The sequence below is a fragment of the Mogibacterium timidum ATCC 33093 genome (assembly GCF_000525775.1).
Taxonomy (GTDB): Bacteria; Bacillota; Clostridia; order Peptostreptococcales; family Anaerovoracaceae; genus Mogibacterium; species Mogibacterium timidum.
Map to the genome: position 1 here is coordinate 37,912 of NZ_JALU01000003.1, position 21,620 is coordinate 59,531.

Here is a 21,620-nt window from a genome sequence, read left to right on the forward strand (position 1 = left end):
TATTCTAAAAATTTACAGTAATTGTATATTTTCATGGCTGCAATATATTGTTATTATAATACTCGCCAGTTTGCTACACAATGATTAAATTTAAATCACATCGGATTATGGAGGCAGAAATGATAGACAGCAAAACGGAATCCGGCAGGGTTAACAAGCTTGATAGATCCAGCAAGACCATGCTTTTAGTCACTACAGCGATGATGACAGCAATGGTCATGATTGCTACCACTTTTTTTAAACTTCCCAACGCCATGGGTTACATCCACCTAGGTGACGGGTTAGTGTTACTTTCAGCCATCGTGCTGCCCAGAAAGTGCGCCTGCTTCGCCGGAGGTGTTGGCGCAGCGCTTGCTGACATTTATGGCGGGTACGCTGTCTGGGCACCTTGGACGCTTGTCATCAAGGCTATAATGGTTATAATCGTACAGATCGCATTTGGATATGCGATGAATAAGATGCTGCAAGGCAGGCGCTTAGCCGGAGTTGCAGGTTTGCCGCTTGTCGAGCTCTTCGCCTACGCGATTTCAGTCGTTTGGACCGTTGCCGGCTACTATGTAGCGCAAGGCGTAATTTACGGCAACTGGGTAGCTCCAATTGCCGACATGCCGGGCAATGTTCTACAAGCGGTGGTCGGAGCAGTCATAGCAATTGCCGTATCAACCGCGCTAAGCCGGACATCCTGGGGCAAGCGCTTTTTCTACAGGCGATCTATGCAGTAGGGGCAAGCTCCAAGCTATTAATACAAGCTCGGGATTATTGATGCAGACTCAAAATTATTAACATTAACGCAAAATGAGATTGTTGACGCAGGGTCGCAGCTAAAAAAATCAATTGGCGACATATGCAGAATGCGTATTTCGGCATCATACAGTTCTCTGTATTTTCAGATCCTGTGTCTATATGCCCGTGCCTGCTCTACGCTTACACTAAGCTATAGGTTGCAAATATCAGATAAATAGCCTGCGTCAGATTGCACACATCAGAAAATATAAGGGAGATTTCAATGGACTACAAGAGAATACTTTCAATTCAGGATATATCGTGCGTCGGACAGTGCTCGCTCACTGTAGCGCTGCCGATCCTGTCGGCCTGCGGTCATGAGACCGCAATCCTGCCGGCAGCCGTGCTATCCAATCACACCGGAGGATTCAAAGGGTTCACGTGCCACGACCTTACGAGCGACATTCCGGGAATTCTCGAACAGTGGGAGACCGAAGGGATTGCATTTGACGGAGCCTACACGGGATATCTGGGCAGCAGCGAGCAGATTGCCTATGTAAAGGATATATTTGACAGGCTCGTATCACCGGACGGATTGCGCGTTGTCGATCCGGCTATGGCCGACTCAGGGGCTCTGTATCCCGCCTTCGACATGGACTTTGTAGAAGTCATGAAGTCTCTCGTCGCAGCAGCTGATATTGCGCTGCCTAATATAACGGAAGCTTCGTTGCTCACCGGCATCGAATACAGAAAACATTACGACAGGTCTTATGCAAATGCGCTTATCGACGGCATCCACGCGCTCGGCACAGGGACGGTAATCATGACAGGTGTCAGCTACGATGACACAACTACCGGCATCCTAGTCTCCGACGAAAAAGGATGTCAATATATAATGCATGAAAAGCTGCCGGTTTCTTGCCACGGCACCGGCGATGTGTTCGCATCCGCTTTTGTAGGCGCATATCTGGCGGGAAAGGGCAAGCCCGAGGCCGCAAAAATCGCCGGAGAATACGTACTCAGCTGCATCAGGAACACAATTGATGACCAGGAACACTGGTACGGTGTCAAGTTCGAGCCAATGCTCGGCGAACTCATTACGGCTATCCGCAGATAGATATATATGATAATATGACAGAGACAACAACTATGAAGGAGTCTCTAAATGAACGACAAGATAGCGGGTAAGTTCCGCGGCACCGGAATCAAGGCCGGACTTATGTACGGTATGGCCGAGTTCTACGGCGGAGGTGCTTTTGTTATTATCAACACCTTCTTTCTGGTGTTCCTGACAAAAGCTCTTGGAATCCCGGCTGCACTGGCCGGCGCTATTCCGATGGTCGGCAAGGTATGGGATGCAGTTACCGACCCGATGATGGGTAACATTACAGACCGGACGGTGTCGCGTTTCGGGGCAAAACGTCTCTATATATTGGTAGGCGGTGTCGTTTCGGCTATTTCGTTTGTGATGCTGTGGACAACCATCCCTTCCGGGAACACAACCATGCTGTTCATCTATTACATAGTGATGTACTGCTTGTTTTCCACAGGCTTCACGATTATCATGGTACCTTACAACGGGTTGCTGCCTGATATGATCGACAGCTATACTGTCCGAGCAAAATTCTCCAGCATAAGGATGATCTGGTCGACAATCGGCGCTATCGCTGCCGGCATGATTCCAACTCTGCTTATCAAGGACACACTGAATACCGGCATGTACCTCAAGGTCGCTATCCTGTTTGGATTTATGTTCGGATTTTCGGCGATTGTGACATTTGCGGGCACGTGGGAAAAGCTCAAGAATCCGGTTCGCACAAGGCTTGCGGATAGCTTCTCCGAGGCTGCTTCGGTCTTCAAGAGCCGCTCATTTAGAATATTTATCGGAATATACCTGTCGGGACAGTGTGCGATGGACTTCGTGTCCGGTATGGCTATTTATTATGTGGATGAAGTGCTTAACGGCTATGGCAGCGGATATCTGATCATGCTCATGGGCGTGCTGATGGTATCACAGCTGCTCGGAATGTTAGTGTTCACACCTATAATGACCAGGACATCCAAGCGCACCACCATCCTAATCGGTGCACCCATCAGAATTGTTTCAACACTGGGATTACTCGCCTTCTCCTACGAGGGCGCGCCTATCATCCCTATTCTGGCGCTCGCCGCAGGCATCGGTATTGGCAACGCGGCAACGCTCACGAGCATCTTCGCTATCCTCGCTGATATGGCGGATGTCGATGAGCTCATCACCTCGACCAGCCGCCCGGGCATAGTGTCAGGCATGGCGACATTCGCAAGGAAGATTTCCGCAGGACTTTCGGTCTGGATTATCGGTATACTGCTGTCTCTGGTCGGTTATGACGCTAAGCTCGCGCAGAGCGGCATCAGACAGGCACTATTCACGCAGCGGGGAATTGCGATGATTTTCATAATTATTCCGGTCGTACTCGTAGCATTTCTGCTACTATTTGGTTACATCTTCCCTATCACAAACAAAGAATTCACTGTAGTCAAGCAGGACATCGCCAGAAGGCGCGGTGAGGATGACAGCGTGGCAACAGATGAGGAGAAGCGCATACTCGAGAGGGCTACGGGCTTTGCATACGAGGATTTGTGGAAGAAATCCAACGAACACAGGATTCATAATCATAAATAAACGCGTTTAAGAGAGCGCAAATTCAAGGCAGCTTGAATTTGTGCCTTTGCTGTATATGTGGTGTAATATATCACATGGAGGATATCATGAATAAATTAGCTGAAGCATTAAATATCTCGGACAAAACACGTCCGCAGGTATGGGCCCACCGCGGCGCAAGCGGTTACTGCCCCGAGAACACGCTGCCTGCATTCCTGAAGGCGCACGAGCTCGGTGCTGACGGCATAGAGCTTGATGTGCAGATGAGCAGCGACGGCGAGCTCGTAGTCTGCCATGATGAAAAGGTGGATAGGACATCGAGCGGCAGCGGCTGGATCAAGGACATGACGCTTGCAGAGCTCAGGTCTCTGGATTTCTCCGGCGGCCGTGCGGAATTCGCCGGAGTCACTATTCCTACTATGCGTGAAGTATTTGAACTGATTGCCACTACCGATATGATTATCAATGTTGAGCTCAAGACAGGCATCATTTTCTACCCGGACATGGCTGAAAAGCTGTTGCAGCTCGCCGCGGAATGTGGTTGTGAAGACCGGGTTCTGTACTCTTCGTTCAACCATTATACAATCACTCACATGCGCGAGCTGAATCCGGATGCCAAGCTCGGTTTCCTGTATGCGGACGGCACGATAGGCATGCCCGACTATGCTGTGAGATATGGAGTGCAAGCATTACATCCTGCACTCTACAACATTCAGTTTCCCGGCTTCATAGAGGAGTGCAAGCGCAAGGGTCTTGCGGTCAACGTCTGGACCGTTAATGAGGAGGAGCACATGAAGCTGGCCGTTAGCGCCGGCGTCGACGCTATAATAACCAATTATCCGGATAAGGCACTGGCAGTAATTGAGAAGCAATATGAGCATTAAAAAGAAAAATAAAGATATGCATAATTCCCCACTCATACTGAAGCCGGACTCAATGAAGCAATTTGATTTCCCTCCCGGAGTCAGGATGCTGGGCGAAGACGACTATGCGGATCACATGGCAGGTGCCAACAAGGAGTGGCGTGACAAATACGTACAATCGGGAGATTTTGCTGCTGCAGACGGATTGAAGCTCCGGTATTATCACGCAGTTCGGCCATCAGGGGAGCACCCGAAGGGATGTGTCGTAATTCTGCATGGCTACTGCGGATTCTGGGGCAAATTCCACGAGATGTCGGAATACTATTGGCAGGGCGGATACGAGGTATTCTTCCTCGAGCAGCGAGGGCATGGATATTCCGGAAGAGAGATTGATGTGGTGGACATGGTTCATGTACGCGATTTTGCCGACTATGTCAGCGACCTGCTTATATTCATGGATGAGATAGTTAACCCTGTCACAGCTGATCTGAAGCACATTATGTACGCTCATTCTATGGGCGGAGCTGTCGGCGCGCTCTTTCTGGAGCAGCATCCGGGATATTTTGATGCAGCTGTGCTCAGCACCCCGATGTTTGCAATTGACACAGGCACTACACCCAAGCTGCTGCTCTATCTGCTGAGAGCCAAGAGCAGGCTGCTTCACCAAGTCGAAGAGCCATTCCCCGGCGGCAAGCCCTGGACCGGCAGGAACGTATTCAATACAAGCAGCACCATGTCGCAAGCCCGCTACCTCTACATATTCAATCAGCGATTGGCGGACACCCACTATCAGACGAATCGTCTTTCGAACGGATGGGGTGCTGCGAGCCTCCGAGCTATGTCACAGCTGCATAGGCAGGCGAGCAATATCAACATACCAATCCTGATGTTCAATGCCGGCAATGACTCATTACTATCACCTGCGGGCCATTACAGCTTTGCGAAGAAGGTCTCACACATTGAGTTCTATATCTACGAGGATTCGAAGCACGAGATATTTAATGCTGCCGACAATATCAGGTGTGACTACTATTCCAGAATATTCAAATTTATTGATGATAATGGGAAAGTGCACACTGAAGGCTGCTCAAATCAGTAATTTTAATTCCCGAGGGATATCGACAGAGTCCGTAGAAATCCAGCTATTCCGATTTTTCATTTATGGCGACATATCGTCTAATCTATACGACCACAAAATAGCCGCAAAAACACCGATCGCAATAAAAGCTCTGCCTGCAGTCTATTTTGCTGCATTAACTGCACCTGCCTTAAGTTTAATAATTTTAATTCGCCACGTCCGAAAGTAAATTCCGGACACACATTAATGTTAGCACAGATTAACTTGAGGATATATCGATTCAATATTTTTATTCCAAACAGCATCGTGTTTCCTTGACCTCAAGCTCACGCAACTCCTTGAAATTTTGGGCCAGCATAAATATTACAATTATCGAAAGAAACACATCTATTGCAAGAGAACCTACATAGATTGACTGTATACCGAAAATCCTCGGCAGTATAATCATAAGGGGAATATATAAAAACAACTGCCGGCCGAGTCCTATAAGCGTTGCCGGCTTTCCTTTTTTGATGGAAGGCCAAAATGTCATAGCTGTCATCGTAACTGAAAGCAGAGGTGCTATGGTCATAAATACTCTGAAGCAGAATATATATTCTGCACCGAAACTTACCTGCGGCAACATGCTTCCCAGTACAAGCGAAGGGCTTATCATTGACAGAATCCAGAACGGCAGCATAACAATCAGCGCCACAAAAGAGAATATTTTAAATGAGCTTATACTTCTTTCATATTGTTTAGCTCCGTAATTAATTCCGGCTACAGGCTGTAAAGCTCTCATAAGTCCGTAAATAGGTGTGAGTGAAAAGTTGAATATCCTGAATACCGCTCCATAAAAAGTTATGTCCAGTTCGGTTCCGAAGGCTTTCAATGCCCTGAGAATTATTATGCCCTGTATGATCCCCATCACACTCATTATTAATGACGGCATACCCAAAGAAATGATTTCTTTTATCACATCCCTATCCGTATTTATCGTAAATACATTGGCATTGAAGCTTACCTTTCCGCTTTTGCAATATATTACGAACAGCAGAGCATAGACAAACATACCTATGTTGGTTCCCCACGCCGCTCCTGCAACCCCCAGCTTAAGAATAGCCATAAGTACGTAGTTTGAGATAATATTGACTATAAGACCTATACCCATCATAATTGCCGCGGTCTTCATCTTGCCTTCGGCTCTTACTATCATATTGTAGGCAAGCCCTATAATCCAGAATACACTACCTATCAGGGTTACTCTATAGTAACTTACCGCATAAGATAAAACCTCCCCCTCTGCTCCAAGTGCCCGAAGCATGGGATTCATGAATATAAAACCGAACAGTATCATGACAACTGTCGCCACAATAGAAATTAAATTGGCATTTCCAAGAAGCTTGCCCTGCATCTCCTTGTCATCGTTCCCCAATAAAATACTCAGATATGAGCCTGCGCCCACCCCCACCAACGAGCCCAATCCAAGACTCAACTGGGTAAGCGGATACACTATGGACAAACCTGCAAATGCTGTCTCATTCACCAGTCTGCCTACAAATATCCCGTCAAAAATTACATTTAAGCCGTATAAAATCATCGCAATAATAGCCGGCAGAGAAAGCCTGCAACAAACTTTCCACAAATTATCGTTCAATATCAATTCTTTTTCTTTGTTCATGGTTTTAAGCCTCAATATACTTTCTTAATTTATTTTGCACCAAAAACTTATATTTCAGTCTGTTGTGCAATAATTAAATCCTTCTAACATTTTAAATATGCTTTGAACATAATCGTAAGCATCTCTCTAAGCTTTTCCTTATCTATATCAAACAGATACATTCCCACATAAAGAGAATTCATCAAAAAAACAAATTCCCGATTATTTATCGTAATATATTCGTCCAAGCCCTCCGCCTTGCAGAATTCAAGAAAATCTTCAATTCCCTTATCGTATAGCTTTGCAAATAATTTTTTAAAATTCTCGTTGTTCTGCATTTCTATAAGAAATACGGTATACAGTTTCTTGTACGGATTGACATCGAGAATTTTATCCAGCAAACTGTCAATAAGCTTTTCGCTGCGGTTTTTTCGACTTTCCCTCATATATTTCACTACAATATTTTTTCTGTATTCATTTCCGTCATCTAAAAGCTCCAAGAAGATCTCTTCTTTGCCTGAAAAATGATGATACATCCCTCCCTTAGATATTCCGACAGCCTGTATGATTTCATCCATTGTAGTATTTGCATAACCGTTTGTTATAAAAAGCTCCAATGCTATGTCTTTAATCTGCCTCCTCCTTTGTTCTCTGCTTAACCTTTTATTTCCCATCAGCTCCTCCTTGCTTACCGACGACATCGTCGGTAAGCAAATAATACCACCCGTTGCTTTTTCTGTCAAGCATTTGCAGTATTAGCGATAAAAGAATTTAAAAAATCAAACCGCCTGGAAAGTTTGCGGTATTAACGATAAAAGAAAAACAGCAAACCTTATTGATCTGCCGTTTCGTATTTCTAAAAGATTTTGTTTACTGACGGTATTTTTAAGCTTAGCATCCGCTTGCGGAAGTCGGGATGTGGACAAATAGGCATAAAATTAATACTGCACATTAAAGAAAGATCATAAGAGAATCCTGATAGCACATAGCGTACTGTGTCTCAGTGCGGGGGCTTTAAAAATTGCCCTTCCTTTATGTCTCAAAACATGTTAATATACTGACATAATGTATAAATAATAATACAAATCTATATTCATCTAATTAAGTAGCTTAAAAAACAATCTTAGAGAAAGGACATTTCACATGAAGAATCTGACAAGATACGTGTTAAGTATCGCATTGAGTGCAATTCTGGTCTTATCTGCAATACCGTCGGCAGCAGTAGTACATGCTGATGATAATCAGGCATTACCCGGAGCCGGCAAACACGCTGTGAGCAAAACACCTGAAGGATGGTACGACTTAAGAGAAGTACTTGCAGTGCTTTTAAGCGGTTCCTTCGATAGTGAAGAGAAAGCTAAGGAGGAGTATGAGAAACTCACCAGACTGGATGGGGATATTCTGCTCGGCACAGATACGCAGCATAAAGAAATCAAGGCTGTAAACATCAATGATACTATGAATTTCACAGGAACCCTAAGGGTCGATGTCATTAAAAAGGCGGTAGGGATGATAACTCCGGGCGTTGGTGCCTTTGCAAAACTCGATGGAGTGAGCAGTCAGTTCGTGGCAGAATTTGTTATTCCGGATGGAATGATTTATAGCAAAAAACTTACCAAGGCTAATGTGAAATTAAAAAATGCAAAAGACATATTTGAAGTAACAGATGTAAAGGTGGATGGTCAGAAGGTTACAGTAACTATGGACTTTGTTGATCCGGCACTTAAAAAAGCGCATAAAGAAAATAAGCCGTATATTGCCAGGGATCTAAACAATGCGCTAAACAAGGTTGGAAGCCATCTGGAGGTTACCATTCCGGGGGTTAAGTTTGACAAAACAAAGGTGAAGGCCGGAGATGTTCTGACTGTTAAAGGAGCACTGTCCGGGAATTATAAAATGGGAAAACTTGTTACTGCTCATTATGACCCTAGAATGAAAACATTACGAGATGAATATTTAAAGACTCCGTCAAAGGTCGAGAAGTTTAAAAACATTATGCCTGCTGAATACCAAGATTACCAAACTCAAGTAACAAAACTTGGTCAAGCCGTAGAAGATATTCAAAAACTTGCAGATGAAGTAAAGGCATTAAGGGATGAATTTAATAAGTTTGTTGCTGATAACAAAGCGGTAATTGACCGATACCTCAATAACGATCCTTATGATAAAACTCTCTACGAAAATTATTCTGACGACAAGAATTTTGAATTTCCTACAGGTGAACCCTTTAAGATGATGACAGAGAGGCTCTATAATAGGACTTATCAGCATGACGGGCATTCTGACATAGATTACGGCAACAAGGCAGCAAACAGACCTGCAAAGGCGTATTCTCTGTATGGTGAGATTAATTTATTAAGAAATAATATCGCTAAAGTTCCAAAATTATATAATCATTGGAGCAGAAATATAAGCGATGAACAAAAGGCTAAAGATAAACCCGTAATAGACAAACTCGAAGAGATGTTAGAGAAATCATCTACATTCGGAGACAATGAAAAGGGAAGATTACATGAACTTGCATCGCGAGAATTCGAAGCACGCGACGCTATAGTCGATATGTACATTGACAGTTTTGCATTGCAAGAGCTTCTGACAAATCCTCAATATGGCGGGATAAGATATGATAATGTCGGTGCTTCAGAATATTCTAAAATGTTTATAGGCTGGGATGCTGTTCAATCGGAAGCCGGAAGAGATTCCGTTCTTGAAAATGATGCGAATGCAGATAAAAGAGCTATACAGCTTACAGTAAAGGTAACCGAGGATAAAACAAAAGCTCCGGGCAAAGTTACAAAAAAGAAATCTCCGGTAACAGGCGATGGAACAAATATAACCCTATACACATTAGGTATATTGATTGCATTAGGAAGCATAGTCGTTTTAACGGTCATCAGGAAAAGAAAAGTAAGATAGACATAATGATAGAGCTGTGCGTTAGACTCACACAATCTCGTTGAGTCCGACGCGCAGCTCGTTTTTTCGGTCCGCGTGTGAATCTTTTTCTGTAAATTATCCTTCTGCGGTAGATAGTGAATGTATCCCTCCATTTGTAAGGAATACGCCTTTAGGACAATATAGGTAAATTTGCTTAGACATATCAAGAGAAGCCGGCTCACATGGCTTCTCTTGCTGCTTAATAAGTTAAATTGCTTCAGTCACTCTCCGGTATGGTCTTAAACCCTATTCTACGGATTGGAGTTGCTGCTCAATGGCCGGATCTCGCTACTGTTCGATCTTCCATTTCTTGGCCATCTTGTCATAAGTACCGTTCTCCTTGACGTGCTTGAGCCCGGTGTTAATCTTCTTGAGAAGTTCCTTGTTGCCCTTCTTGACTGCAATGCCGTTATCTGTGATGCTGTCCGGCTTGATGTCTCCAACCATCTTGAACTTGTCACCCTGACTTGCAGAGATATCCACTGCTACCGGCTTATCTACCAATACTGCGTCTACATCGCCGTTCTCGAGCTGCTGCAGAGCTGTTGTGTTCTGGTTGAGGACGGATACGCTTGACACCTTGCCCTCGTCCTTGAGCTTGTTAGCGATGTCCGCCTGCAGAGTACCTGTTTGAGCTGCAACCTTGAGGCCGTTGCCACTAGTAAAGCTGTCCCAACCGGTAATCTTGGTGCTATTCTTCTTGACTAGCAGCACGACTCCTGTCTTGTAATAGGAATCGGAAAAGTCTACCTGTTTGGCACGCTCCGGTGTGATGTTCATACCGGCGATTACGATGTCAGCGCTATCTGACTTGAGCGCCGGGATGAGCGCGTCAAAATCAAATGAAGCGAACTCAACCTCGAAGCCCTGATCCTTGGCAATAGCCTTCATCAGATCCATATCAAAGCCTATGATATCGCCATCCTCGTTTGTTGTATCAAAAGGCGGATAAGTAGGCTCTGTCCCGACCTTGTATGTCTTACCCTTGCTGCCTGAGCAAGCTGCAAGTGCGCCTGCCATGATAAGGCACATCATAAGTGCCATGATTTTCCCAATTGTCTTTTTCATTTCTGTGTCCTTTCCCTAAAATAATGTTAATTATGATTTGACTGTTTGATTGACTATGTGGTTACACACCGTTATGCCGTTTGCATAATTTATAGTTGGTATGTATAAATATACTCGTGCAGACCCAAGCTGTCAAGAGGTATTTGAATTTTATTTCATTATCTTGAAATTTTATGCAGAAGAAGGCGTGCAATATACGGTCTCTGGTATTTATCTGCTGTCTGTTTTTATCCGCTTGTTGTTATAAAGCGGACATGTCTTGGCCAGAAATTTCCCGAAGGGCATAGAATAGCTTATTCTCTTCAATGCAAAGAAGAGCTTGTCAATAAAAGAAAGGCTTGTCCTGTTTGCGGTCAAGGCTTATACGTTTTGCCTTAACTAGAAAATCCCCATATTCTTGAACAGAAACAGCCACCCGAATATCGTCAGTATTGAAAACCCGGTTGTAAATATAACCGCATTGCCTGCCAGATCTCCGTCGCTGCCCATGGACTTTGCCATCGTAAACGAAGACACTGCGCATGGTGCAGACATCATGACGATCAGCGATACGAATTCCACGCCGCGGAAACCGAACAGCACAGCCAACGAGAGGCCTATCGCGGGCTGTATAAGCAGCTTTGTAATTGTTACAATGCTGAGATTACGCCTGTCGGTATTGATGCTCTTGATGTTGAAGGATGCACCGAGCATAATCATAGCCATCGGAGTGGTGCATTCGGACATGGTATAGATTACGTTATCTACGGATTTTGGAACCCTGATGTCGAGTACAATTGCGACAGCTGCCGCCAGAGCACCAAGGATAATCGGGTTCATGATAATCTTGCTGAACATTTTGGAGATGTCGGCATGCCCGCCGCGATAGTACTCAAGGATGATAACCGCTATTATATTGTAAATAGGTACGATGACAGCCACGAGGACGGCTGTCGTCGAGACGTTGCCTCGACCGCAAATATTCAAAGCAATCGGCAGTCCCATCAGCACAAAGTTGCTGCGGTACATTGCCTGAATCATGGCGCCGCGGGTCTCCGGACGTTTCTCTATCCTGTGCACGATCGGTACGCTCGCTGCGATGAAGGCAAACAGGAATACTATGGCAAATATTGTGAGTCCGAGATTGAAAGCCGTGCCCAGCTTTGCCCCATAAAGGTTCTCGAACATCATCGGCGGAAATAGCACAATAAAGACGAGGTGATTGAATCTGCTCACCTCGTCGTCATTTATCAGTCCTGCTCGCTTGACGAGCATCCCGATCAGTAGATAAATCATCAGCGGAATAACCGCATTTATACAAATCCAGAAATTCTGTACCATTATAACCTCGACATGACTTCATTTGCGTACTCGCGGCAAGTTGCGCCGCCTGCCAGTCCGGTCATGCGTGCGCCGAGCTTCTCATCGGCTGCTGCCAGCGCTGTCTCAAGCTTGTCTGACTCCGCTGCGTATCCGACGTGGGACAGCATCATAGCCGCGGCCTTGAGCAGACTCGCCGGATTGGCGTACTCGCCCAGCCCTTCTTCAATCATGCGCGGTGCACTGCCATGAATAGCTTCAAATATAGCGTAGTTCCTGCCGATATTTGCGCTGCCTGCCGTGCCGACACCGCCTTGGATCTGAGCTGCTTCGTCAGTTATTATATCACCATACAGGTTAGGAAGCACGAAAACCTCAAAATCGCTTCTGATGTCCGCGTTGACCAGGTTGGCAGCCATAATGTCGATGAACCATGAGTCTGTCTCGATTTCCGGATAATCCTCGGCAACTTCGCGGCAGATGTTGAGGAAGTTGCCGTCAGTCTTTTTCATGATATTGGCTTTGGTAATAATCGATACACGCTTCTTACCGTTGGCTCTAGCATACTCGTAGGCCGCACGAGCTATTCGCCTCGTCCCTTCGTCCGTCGTAACCTTGAAATCCACCGCGAACTCGCCTCTGATATACTCACCTCTGCTGCCGAGGGCATACTCACCCTCGGTATTCTCGCGGAAGAAGGTCCAATCTATACCCTCTTCAGGAATCACCACCGGTCTGACGTTGGCGAACAGATCGAAGGCCTTGCGCAGATAGACGTTGGCGCTTTCGATATTGGCTGCATTCATGGCTGCGTTAGGTGTCGTCGTCGGCCCCTTGAGGAGGACGTCGCACTCCTGCATCGCTGCCATGATGTTGTCCGGGACTGTCTTGCCTGCGGCCAGTCTGTTCTCCAGAGTGAATCCGCCGATCGGACGCAGCGCGACTTCACCGCCGGCAAGTCTGTCCCGGAGCAATGTGTTAAGCACTGCTTCGACTTCTCGCATGATGATCGGTCCGATTCCGTCACCACCTGCGGTGCCGATTATTATCTGCTTTGCCTTATAATTACCGGAGAATTCCGTACTCATCGGCTCCGCAGCTCTCTCGCTTCTCATGCGCTCATTTCTGGCAACCTGCTCGCGCAGCATCGACTCGAAATTCTGAACTGCCGCTGCGATGTCGTGCTCAATTTCAGTGCTGTATGTGCTCTTACTCATTTCAATCTCCAATCCTAGTTACCGAGTGCTGTGTAATCCAGCAATCCGCCGGCCAGCAGAACAGCCTTCTGCCTCTCAGCTAAATCCATGCGCAGCGGAATCTCCTTGTCTCCGGCATGCAACACGATTCTATCATCTGCAAGAGCAGCTCTGACATTATCCAGTCTGAGTTCATCGCTCTGCTCTATCCTGTCATAATCCTCGGGCTTCTCAAATATCAGCGGCAAGATGCCTGCGTTTACCAGATTTGCCGCGTGGATTCTGGCAAAGCTCTTGGCTATTACCGCCTTTATTCCGAGATGCAGCGGCGCTAGCGCTGCGTGCTCCCTTGACGAGCCCTGACCGTAATTGGATCCTCCTACAATGAAGCCCTTGCCGGCTGCCTTTGCTCTGGATGCGAAGGTCTCATCCACTACGTTGAAGCAGAACTCCGAGATCTTAGGCACGTTGGATCTGTATGGCAGCACCTTGGCTCCTGCCGGCATGATGTGATCTGTGGTGATGTTATCACCTACCTTGAGGATGACCGCGGCCTCGATCCGGTCATCCAGCGGGCCGGTCTCCGGGAACGGCTTGATGTTAGGGCCGCGGAGCACCTCTGCCGTCTCGGCCTCACAGGTCGGCAGCGGTGCGATGATTCCGTCATCGTTGATGCGGAATCTGTCCGGCTGCTGCGGCCGCTCGATCGGCGGCATGGTTGTCGGATCGGTGATGGTACCTGTAAGCGCAGACGCTGCAGCTGTCTCAGGACTCACCAGGTATACCTGACCGTCCTTAGTTCCTGAACGTCCGAGGAAATTGCGGTTGAATGTCCGAAGACTTACTCCCCCGGAATTTGGAGCAAACCCCATACCGATACAAGGTCCGCAAGCGCACTCTAGGATTCTGGCGCCGGCATCTATCATGGCGGTGAGAGCTCCACTCTCTGCCATCATCGAGAACACCTGCCTCGACCCCGGGGAGATGCCCAGGCTGACTCCGTCTGCAATCTTGTGACCTTTCAGCACAGATGCCGCCTTAGTCATGTCGGCAAACGAGGAGTTGGTGCAGGAGCCGATTGCAACCTGATCAACCTTGATACCGGTCAGCTCGCGAACCGGCTTGACGTTGTCAGGGCTGTGAGGACATGCTGCCATAGGCTCCAGCTCGCTGAGATTGATAGTATAGCGTTCGGCATATTCAGCGTCTGAATCGCCGGTCAGAGGAGACCAGTCAGCCTCCCTGCCCTGAGCCGCCATGAACTGCCTGGTCACCTCATCCGACGGAAAAATCGAGGTGGTAGCGCCCAGCTCAGCGCCCATATTGGTGATAGTAGCCCTCTCAGGTACGCTGAGCGTCGCTACACCCTCGCCGCCGTATTCTACAATCGCACCGACTCCGCCTTTGACAGACAGCATCCGCAGAACCTCCAAAATAATATCCTTGGCGCTGACATTAGGGCGGAGCTGTCCGATTAGCTCCACAAAGGTCATCCTTGGCATAGGTATATGGTAAGCTCCGCCCGCCATGGCAACGGCCACATCCATACCGCCGGCGCCCATCGCCAGCATGCCGAGTCCGCCGCCGGTCGGCGTATGCGAATCCGAACCAATCAGAGTCTTGCCCGGAATTCCAAATCTCTCATAATGAACCTGGTGGCAGATGCCGTTGCCGGGCCTGGAAAAATAGATACCGTGCTTGGCAGCAACACTCTGAATATATCTGTGGTCATCTGCATTCTCAAACCCGGACTGCAGAGTGTTGTGATCGATGTACGCGACTGAACGCTCAGTCTTGACCTGTGGAATCCCCATCGCCTCAAACTCCAGATACGCCATAGTTCCCGTCGCATCCTGAGTCAGAGTCTGGTCTATCCTTAGCCCAATCTCCTCTCCCGTCTTCATCTCGCCGCTCACCAGATGAGCCCTAATGATTTTCTCTGCTATTGTATAACCCATTTTAACGTTACTCCCCTTCAGTCCTCTACCATTCTATGCTTGATATTCAATGTACCCTTGTGCATCTCATTGCCGGACACAAGCTGTAATACGCTCGCCATTACCAGTTCTTGCCGTCAGTCTCGCCGCTTACGTATTCATTAACCAGGTGGTCGATCTCATCAGCTCCGATTACCGATACTCTGCCATTGTTGTACTGGTCATCAATCCATCTCTTGATGTAGCTTACAACCTCGCTATGCTTATCAACTCTGCGATCGCCCTCGAGATGATACTTCTCATTCAGCCATACCGCAACGCCTGCAGCGCCGCTATTCTGGTTAATCGAAACCAGTGGCGGTCTGTTTAGGAACTTCTTGGTGTCAAATATATTGTATATCTCTTCATTCTTGAGCAAACCGTCTGCGTGAATTCCCGCCTTGGTGACATTGAAATTCTTGCCGACGAAAGGAGTCTGCTCAGGAATCTTATATCCGATTATATTCTCGTAGTATTCCGCCAGCTCGGTGATTACCGTCGTATCCATGCCGTCAAGCGTGCCGCGCAGCTGCGCGTATTCGAAGACCATCGCCTCCAGCGGAACATTCCCGGTTCTCTCCCCTATGCCAAAAAGCGTAGTATTTACCGCAGATGCCCCGTACAGCCATGCGGTAGCGGCATTTGTAACCGCTTTGTAGAAATCGTTGTGACCGTGCCACTCTATCATATCACTGGGAACACCGGCATAGTGCTGCAACCCGTAAATGATGCCCGGAACCGAGCGAGGCATAGCGACGCCGCCGTAAGGAATCCCATAGCCGAGGGTGTCGCATGCGCGAATCCTAACCGACATGTTTGCCTGCTCTGCGAGCTCCTGTATAGCCTTGACGAAAGGAACTACAAATCCGTAGAAATCCGCCCTCGTGATATCCTCGAGATGACAGCGCGGCATAACACCTGCCTCAAACGCATCCGAAATCACCGACAGATAGTGCTCCATCGCCTGTCTTCTGTTCATGCCCAGCTTGGTGAAGATGTGATAGTCCGAGCAGCTGACCAAAATGCCGGTCTCCTTGACGCCGATATCGTGAACCAGCTTGAAGTCCTCCTTCTTGGCCCTTATCCACGTTGTTATCTCCGGAAAATCCAAACCCAGCTCTCTGCACTTCTCGATTGCCCGTCTATCCCTCTCGCTATAGACGAAGAACTCCGTCTGACGAATCTTGCCGTTTGGTCCGGACAGCCTTGACAGCATCCTGTAGATGTCCACTATCTGATCTACTGTGTATGGTTCGCGCGACTGCTGACCATCGCGAAACGTCGTGTCTGTAATCCATATCTCCTTAGGCATGCCCAATGGATTTCTCCTAAAGTTAAAGGATACCTTTGGAATCTCCGTATACTCGAAGAATTCACGCATCAAGTTAGGCTCTTCAACATCCTGCAGCCGGTAGTTATATGGATCCTGTTCCAGCAGATTTGATTGCTTGTTGATCTTGATGTCATTCATTTATTTCACGCATAATCCGATTATCATAGATGATATTGGATGTTTCCTTTCTCCCGTTATTGCCAGGGTAATTAAAATCTAATATACAATTTGTTTATTCACTGTAGACTTGTTTCTACGTAAAATCGGAGTCTCTTGATCTTATCTCTTGATCTCCGGTCAAACTATCCGTCATATATAGCCCTGCGTTAATCTGCGTTAAATTGTATACATGTATATTAATATGCAATATTTATTATGTCAAGTGACCGTCGTCACATGGCCAACCCCGCTCATAAAAAATTCCCTCGCCGACAGCCCGGCGAGAGGGTTCGCATATTACCTATCCAGTATCTCTCTGAGCCGCTTCACCTTATCTCTGCTGATTGGCAGAATGGTTTCGGGATAGCCCTCCATCTTGAGACAGTAATTATTCTTACCCCACGGAAACACTTCGCTGACCTTGACCGGATTAACCATATAACTCTTGTGTATTCGAAACAGGTCCGGCAGCCTGCGCTCCATAATTCCAATTGAATCCGGATCAAAGTATTTATTTCCGGTCATATACACGTTGCAGCCTCGTCCGTAGGTTTCAATATACACAATTTTATCCATGTCCACATATATTGTCCTGTCCCTGCCGTGGATCGGCAGCCTGCGTATCGACTGCTCTTCTTCAGCCCCTGCCTTCGCAAGCCCTTCTGCTATCTGCGCGGGCTCGCCCTCATTGCGCTGAGCTAATTGCTCTCGCACCTTAGCCACAACTCGTTCGATGCGTTCCGGCTCAAATGGCTTCATTATGTAGTCGTCAACCTCCAGCTGAAAGGCCTCCACCGCATAATCGGAATACGCCGTGACGAAACATATCATCATATCAGGCTGCAGCCTTTGAAAGGTCGGCACAAGCGCTGTGCTCTTCACATCTCCGAGGTTAATATCCAAAAACAGCAGGTCTATGTCGGTATCAGTCAGCAGCCGAACCGCCGCAACTCCCGAATCAGCATATACAATATGCGCCTCAGGCAGGATATTCTCAAGCTCATAGCGGAGGCCTTCTCTAGCCGGGCGTTCGTCATCTACAATCGCAATGCTAATCACACTATCTGTCTCCCTGTTCATCTTGTCGCTCCCCATAGAAATCAATCTCAATCACCGTACCGTCGCCATCACTCGTAATCTGCAGGCCACCCTCATCGCCATAGATGGCTTTGAGCCTGCGATTTACGTTAGTAAGCCCGATATGATCGTCTATATCGTTATCGGCTGCGATATCCGCCAACACCTCCTCGGGAATTCCCGGCCCCCTATCGCGAATCCTGACGCTTACACCGCCTTCAAGACGGCTGACCCTCACTGTTACATGCCTATACCCGTCTGCTGATATTCCGTACCTGACGGCATTCTCGATTATTGGCTGCAGTATCAATATCGGCACCGGTATATCAGATTCTGTATCCTCGTAAAATCTGATATCCAGCTTCTCCTCAAAACGCGCTTCCTCAATCCTGAGATAGTCCTTCACATGCTGAATTTCATCAGCCAACGGCGCCATGAAATTGCGCTGCTTCAGGCTATACCTGAAATACGAAGCCAGTACGCGCAGCAGCTTGACCGCTCGCTCGGAATCCTCGCGACATACGAAGGAAATGGTATTTAGCGCATTGAACAGAAAATGCGGATTGACTTGAAACTGCAGCGCCTTGAGCTCTGCCTGCGATGTCAGCTCCAGCTGCTTGCTCAGCTCACGCTTGGATAGCTGAAACAATATCAGATTGTGAACTATCCGGATGAATTCCAGCTCAATGGTCTTTTGGAACCACGTGCGCTTCACCCACACGACGAGACTGCCTCGTACCTGTCCGTTTACCGCGAACGGCACTGCTGCCGAATAGTTGTCGTTGAGAGCAGCTTCCCAAACGCTCCCTTCAGGCGGAGTTTCCATCGTCTCAAGCTGACCCGAATTCATAGCATGCACGGCTATCAGCGGCAGCTCCGTCATCTCGTCCACGGTCAAGCGTATGTCAGGATGGCGCCAGTGCAGGATCTTACTCCTGTCGGTAATCATCACCCCGCTGTAATCGAAGTTATCCATCAGTATGTCTATAAATGTCGACAGGTTATCCGCATAACTCCTGTCGTTTTCAAATAAATCCATCAGCTCACCTGTCACTGTCCCGATGCGCTGCAGCTGACGCGTAGTCTCGGCATCCTGCTGTATGAACACATAGTTGAAGTTCGCGATGAATACCATGAGACCGACTACGTTTATTAACATCATCGGAATGCTCATCTCTATGATGGCCTCTATGGCTACCTTCATTGATACGGTAAGTCTGAGCAGCGAGAATATCTCAAACAGCTCTGCAAAGACAGCCAGCAGTATGAGATCGCGATATTTCCACTTACCACGCTGAAAGTATGGATAGAAGCCTGCTCCGAGTAAACCGAAGCAGACTGTTGAGAACGCCTCGGAATGGGCAAGCACAGCTGGCGATGCCGTCAGCAGCACGTAGAGGCCGCCGAGCATAGAGGCAAAAAAGCCGACAAGCGGACCTCCCAACAGACCTGCCGACATCGCGCCTATCATCCTGGTGTTAAATCCGTAGAGCCCCATATTCACCTCAAGCGATGTCGAGCCGACGATGAGCGCTACGAATACCAGAGACAACACAAAATCCTGCTTCACGCTTCTGTGTTCTTGCAGTATGGTCTTCCGGAACACGTGAATATGCGAAAGCAGGTTAGCAATTATTATTAATGCGGCAAGGTTGATGATCAGATGATCGGCAAGTTCCCCAGTCAGCATTTCAGCCCCCTTTTTGGGCGTATGAAACCTTTTCTGTAAATTAGTCTTCTGTGGCGGATTAGTGGGCGTATCCCCCTATTTGTAAGGGATGCGCTTTTAAGTTAATATAGTAAATTTACTTGAGCATGTCAAGATACACCAATCCGGAGACCGTTTCAAGGTTATTCATAAAACTGAAACGCCCTAACAAACTGATATAATGAAGGTCGGAATATTTATGCTCAAACCGACAACCCGTAAAGATAGAAAGATAGATTGAACCCCAAAAGACCCACCGGCAAATGCCGGCGGGTCTTTTGAGTATGTATGATATTCTGAATCAGAGTATCTCTTAGTATGTTACGACCTTCTTGTCGTCGAATACGTCGTGGTCCAGCTCACCAAGCTTGCTTGCAACGAGCATTCCAACCATTACGTCTACGTCTACGTTCATCAATGTACGGAACATTCCGGCGAACCAGTCGATCCCGATGAGAATAGCGATGCTCTCGAGCGGAAGTCCCAGCGAGCTTGCAAGGAATGTGTATACGATTACCGAACCCCCTGGTACGGAAATTGTTCCGAGGCACATCAGACAAGACAGGAGAATAGCCATTCCCATCTGGTATGCACTCAAGTTGATGTGCAACGACTGTGCCATAAAGAAGATAGCAGCCACGTAACACTGAGCTGCTCCGCAGCTGTTCATCGCCATCGTTATAGGCCCGGTAAAATCAGCAACCTTACGGCTAACGCCGAACTTCGTAACCTCGTCCTCGATCTTAGTCGGCAGGCAGATAGCACCGGAAGTCGTCGTAACAGCCATGATGGACATCTTGGCAAACTTCTTAGGCATCCTGCTCAACCTGGTCTTGGTGAGGAAGCCGGTAAGCGGTGTATACAGCAAGAACTGAATAGCATCTCCGATAAGCAGCAGCAGCAAGAACTTGAGCATCGGAATGATCACCTTGAAGCCTGTAGAACCTGCAACATTTGCAAGCAGGCAGAAGATACCGATTGGAGCGACCTTCATTACGATCTTGATGATTGCGGTGATCGTTCCGTTTATTCCGTTAATCCAATCAACTACGGTTCTGTTACCGCTCTGTCTGGCGTAAGATCCCATCGCTACACCAAAGAACAGCGCAAATACTATACACGGCACCATCGCTCCCTCAGCCATCGACTGCACCACATTGGTAGGTACGAAGTTGAGGATAGTATCCTGCAGCGAAGCTGACTTCACCGACTGTTTTGCAACTCCCGCAGCCTGCGAGATGTCTATTCCGACACCCGGCTTCATGACCATCGAGAGTATAACTCCGAGTCCTGCAGATATAATCGTGAAGATAATAATCCATTTGAAGGTGTGGAATCCCATCTTGCCGACATCCTGACCGTCTCCGCTTCCTACTGCGCCGGCAACCGCTGTCATTACAAGCAATACAACAGACATCTGGATCAATCTCAGGAAGATGTTTCCGATGAATGCCAGATTTGCCGCCCAAGGTCCTACGAGAGATCCGAATACAATACCTGCAACGGTCGCAATCAGGATCTGGGTAGTAAGTGAAATCTTGAATCTCTTCTTAGTCTCCATTTTGAATACCCCGTATAACATATAAATTTTGAATATCCCAATACTTTATTTAAGCCTTATTTTACCTGTGACATTCATCTAATCAACATATTTTGCTTAAACAGTGGATTTGCCCGTTTGAACAGTACTCGATGTGAATTCTCAGCAAAATAAAATCGGGAGAGCTCGTACTCTCCCGGCATTTCCCCATGTTATCTGCGTATATCTGCGTAGCTGCCGCGATGTGCGTTCTCCGCACCCATCGCGTCGAACCACTCCCGACATTATCCCGTGTTATCTGCATAGCTATCCAAACTGCACAGATGTTATGTATCAGCTATGTCGGATATGTCGGCTCGTGTTCACGTTTGTGTTCCCTTTGC

16 protein-coding genes are annotated in these 21,620 nt (G+C 47.4%); 6 read left to right on the plus strand and 10 right to left on the minus strand.

The annotated features are described in order from the left end of the window. Positions 1-119 precede the first annotated feature (119 nt). The 5 genes from HMPREF0581_RS00745 (at position 120) to HMPREF0581_RS00765 (ending at position 5,326) form a co-directional block, all read left to right on the plus strand. Positions 120-722 carry an ECF transporter S component gene (locus HMPREF0581_RS00745; protein WP_036379430.1) on the plus strand — a complete coding sequence of 201 codons (603 nt, stop codon included), beginning with the start codon at positions 120-122 and terminating at the stop codon, positions 720-722. A gap of 284 nt (positions 723-1,006) precedes the next feature. Beyond that, the gene (locus HMPREF0581_RS00750) at positions 1,007-1,840 is read left to right on the plus strand and encodes a pyridoxamine kinase (RefSeq protein WP_036379432.1); all 834 of its coding nucleotides are present in this window, start codon (positions 1,007-1,009) and stop codon (positions 1,838-1,840) included. Between the two features lie 48 nt (positions 1,841-1,888). Next, positions 1,889-3,385 carry an MFS transporter gene (locus HMPREF0581_RS00755; protein ID WP_036379434.1) on the plus strand — a complete coding sequence of 499 codons (1,497 nt, stop codon included), beginning with the start codon at positions 1,889-1,891 and terminating at the stop codon, positions 3,383-3,385. 86 nt (positions 3,386-3,471) lie between these two features. Beyond that, positions 3,472-4,248, plus strand: a complete 777-nt coding sequence (locus tag HMPREF0581_RS00760) for a glycerophosphodiester phosphodiesterase (protein ID WP_009643494.1) — start codon at positions 3,472-3,474, stop codon at positions 4,246-4,248. Next, complete coding sequence (locus HMPREF0581_RS00765; protein ID WP_009643459.1) at positions 4,238-5,326, plus strand: alpha/beta fold hydrolase; 1,089 nt, start codon at positions 4,238-4,240, stop codon at positions 5,324-5,326. The genes HMPREF0581_RS00760 and HMPREF0581_RS00765 overlap by 11 nt, the downstream gene beginning before the upstream one ends. A gap of 268 nt (positions 5,327-5,594) precedes the next feature. Here HMPREF0581_RS00765 and HMPREF0581_RS00770 read toward each other — a convergent pair whose 3' ends face one another. Beyond that, entirely contained in the window at positions 5,595-6,965 is a 1,371-nt protein-coding gene (locus tag HMPREF0581_RS00770; RefSeq protein WP_009643416.1) for an MATE family efflux transporter, read from the minus strand. An 83-nt stretch (positions 6,966-7,048) separates the two neighbouring features. Further along, a complete protein-coding gene (locus HMPREF0581_RS00775) occupies positions 7,049-7,618 on the minus strand; it encodes a TetR/AcrR family transcriptional regulator (protein WP_009643512.1) in 570 nt (189 codons plus the stop codon). Between the two features lie 469 nt (positions 7,619-8,087). On the opposite strand from HMPREF0581_RS00775, the gene HMPREF0581_RS00780 reads away from it, so the two are divergent. Then, the gene (locus HMPREF0581_RS00780) at positions 8,088-9,860 is read left to right on the plus strand and encodes a hypothetical protein (RefSeq protein ID WP_036379436.1); all 1,773 of its coding nucleotides are present in this window, start codon (positions 8,088-8,090) and stop codon (positions 9,858-9,860) included. A 309-nt stretch (positions 9,861-10,169) separates the two neighbouring features. Here the strand turns inward: HMPREF0581_RS00780 and HMPREF0581_RS00785 are convergent, their stop codons facing one another. The 8 genes from HMPREF0581_RS00785 to HMPREF0581_RS00820 all read right to left on the minus strand — a co-directional run bounded on the left by HMPREF0581_RS00785 (position 10,170) and on the right by HMPREF0581_RS00820 (position 21,258). Beyond that, positions 10,170-10,949 (minus strand): basic amino acid ABC transporter substrate-binding protein, encoded by a 780-nt coding sequence (locus HMPREF0581_RS00785; protein ID WP_036379438.1) that lies wholly within the window; start codon positions 10,947-10,949, stop codon positions 10,170-10,172. Positions 10,950-11,327: 378 nt separating this feature from the next. Continuing rightward, entirely contained in the window at positions 11,328-12,269 is a 942-nt protein-coding gene (locus HMPREF0581_RS00790; RefSeq protein WP_036379442.1) for an AEC family transporter, read from the minus strand. Next, a complete protein-coding gene (locus HMPREF0581_RS00795) occupies positions 12,269-13,465 on the minus strand; it encodes an isocitrate/isopropylmalate family dehydrogenase (protein ID WP_036379443.1) in 1,197 nt (398 codons plus the stop codon). Before HMPREF0581_RS00795 ends, HMPREF0581_RS00790 begins: the two co-directional genes overlap by 1 nt. 14 nt (positions 13,466-13,479) lie before the next feature. Next, positions 13,480-15,402, minus strand: coding sequence for an aconitate hydratase (locus tag HMPREF0581_RS00800; protein ID WP_036379445.1), 1,923 nt, complete (start codon positions 15,400-15,402; stop codon positions 13,480-13,482). A 100-nt stretch (positions 15,403-15,502) separates the two neighbouring features. After that, positions 15,503-16,891 (minus strand): beta/alpha barrel domain-containing protein, encoded by a 1,389-nt coding sequence (locus HMPREF0581_RS00805; protein ID WP_036379447.1) that lies wholly within the window; start codon positions 16,889-16,891, stop codon positions 15,503-15,505. Positions 16,892-17,209: 318 nt separating this feature from the next. Further along, complete coding sequence (locus tag HMPREF0581_RS00810; protein WP_051426862.1) at positions 17,210-17,992, minus strand: LytR/AlgR family response regulator transcription factor; 783 nt, start codon at positions 17,990-17,992, stop codon at positions 17,210-17,212. Next, positions 17,973-19,679, minus strand: coding sequence for a histidine kinase (locus HMPREF0581_RS00815; RefSeq protein ID WP_036379450.1), 1,707 nt, complete (start codon positions 19,677-19,679; stop codon positions 17,973-17,975). The genes HMPREF0581_RS00810 and HMPREF0581_RS00815 overlap by 20 nt, the downstream gene beginning before the upstream one ends. Before the next feature lie 331 nt (positions 19,680-20,010). Beyond that, positions 20,011-21,258 carry a dicarboxylate/amino acid:cation symporter gene (locus HMPREF0581_RS00820; RefSeq protein ID WP_036379453.1) on the minus strand — a complete coding sequence of 416 codons (1,248 nt, stop codon included), beginning with the start codon at positions 21,256-21,258 and terminating at the stop codon, positions 20,011-20,013. Between the last annotated feature and the right edge of the window lie 362 nt (positions 21,259-21,620).

Excerpts from the sequence above, each read along its gene's own strand:
- HMPREF0581_RS00820 (WP_036379453.1), bottom strand. The coding sequence starts at position 21,258 with ATGGAGACTAAGAAGAGATTCAAGATTTCACTTACTACCCAGATCCTG.
- HMPREF0581_RS00790 (WP_036379442.1), bottom strand. The coding sequence starts at position 12,269 with ATGGTACAGAATTTCTGGATTTGTATAAATGCGGTTATTCCGCTGATG.
- HMPREF0581_RS00765 (WP_009643459.1), top strand. The coding sequence starts at position 4,238 with ATGAGCATTAAAAAGAAAAATAAAGATATGCATAATTCCCCACTCATA.
- HMPREF0581_RS00750 (WP_036379432.1), top strand. The coding sequence starts at position 1,007 with ATGGACTACAAGAGAATACTTTCAATTCAGGATATATCGTGCGTCGGA.
- HMPREF0581_RS00780 (WP_036379436.1), top strand. The coding sequence starts at position 8,088 with ATGAAGAATCTGACAAGATACGTGTTAAGTATCGCATTGAGTGCAATT.
- HMPREF0581_RS00810 (WP_051426862.1), bottom strand. The coding sequence starts at position 17,992 with ATGAACAGGGAGACAGATAGTGTGATTAGCATTGCGATTGTAGATGAC.
- HMPREF0581_RS00800 (WP_036379445.1), bottom strand. The coding sequence starts at position 15,402 with ATGGGTTATACAATAGCAGAGAAAATCATTAGGGCTCATCTGGTGAGC.
- HMPREF0581_RS00745 (WP_036379430.1), top strand. The coding sequence starts at position 120 with ATGATAGACAGCAAAACGGAATCCGGCAGGGTTAACAAGCTTGATAGA.
- HMPREF0581_RS00770 (WP_009643416.1), bottom strand. The coding sequence starts at position 6,965 with ATGAACAAAGAAAAAGAATTGATATTGAACGATAATTTGTGGAAAGTT.
- HMPREF0581_RS00815 (WP_036379450.1), bottom strand. The coding sequence starts at position 19,679 with ATGCTGACTGGGGAACTTGCCGATCATCTGATCATCAACCTTGCCGCA.
- HMPREF0581_RS00785 (WP_036379438.1), bottom strand. The coding sequence starts at position 10,949 with ATGAAAAAGACAATTGGGAAAATCATGGCACTTATGATGTGCCTTATC.
- HMPREF0581_RS00755 (WP_036379434.1), top strand. The coding sequence starts at position 1,889 with ATGAACGACAAGATAGCGGGTAAGTTCCGCGGCACCGGAATCAAGGCC.
- HMPREF0581_RS00795 (WP_036379443.1), bottom strand. The coding sequence starts at position 13,465 with ATGAGTAAGAGCACATACAGCACTGAAATTGAGCACGACATCGCAGCG.
- HMPREF0581_RS00805 (WP_036379447.1), bottom strand. The coding sequence starts at position 16,891 with ATGAATGACATCAAGATCAACAAGCAATCAAATCTGCTGGAACAGGAT.
- HMPREF0581_RS00775 (WP_009643512.1), bottom strand. The coding sequence starts at position 7,618 with ATGGGAAATAAAAGGTTAAGCAGAGAACAAAGGAGGAGGCAGATTAAA.
- HMPREF0581_RS00760 (WP_009643494.1), top strand. The coding sequence starts at position 3,472 with ATGAATAAATTAGCTGAAGCATTAAATATCTCGGACAAAACACGTCCG.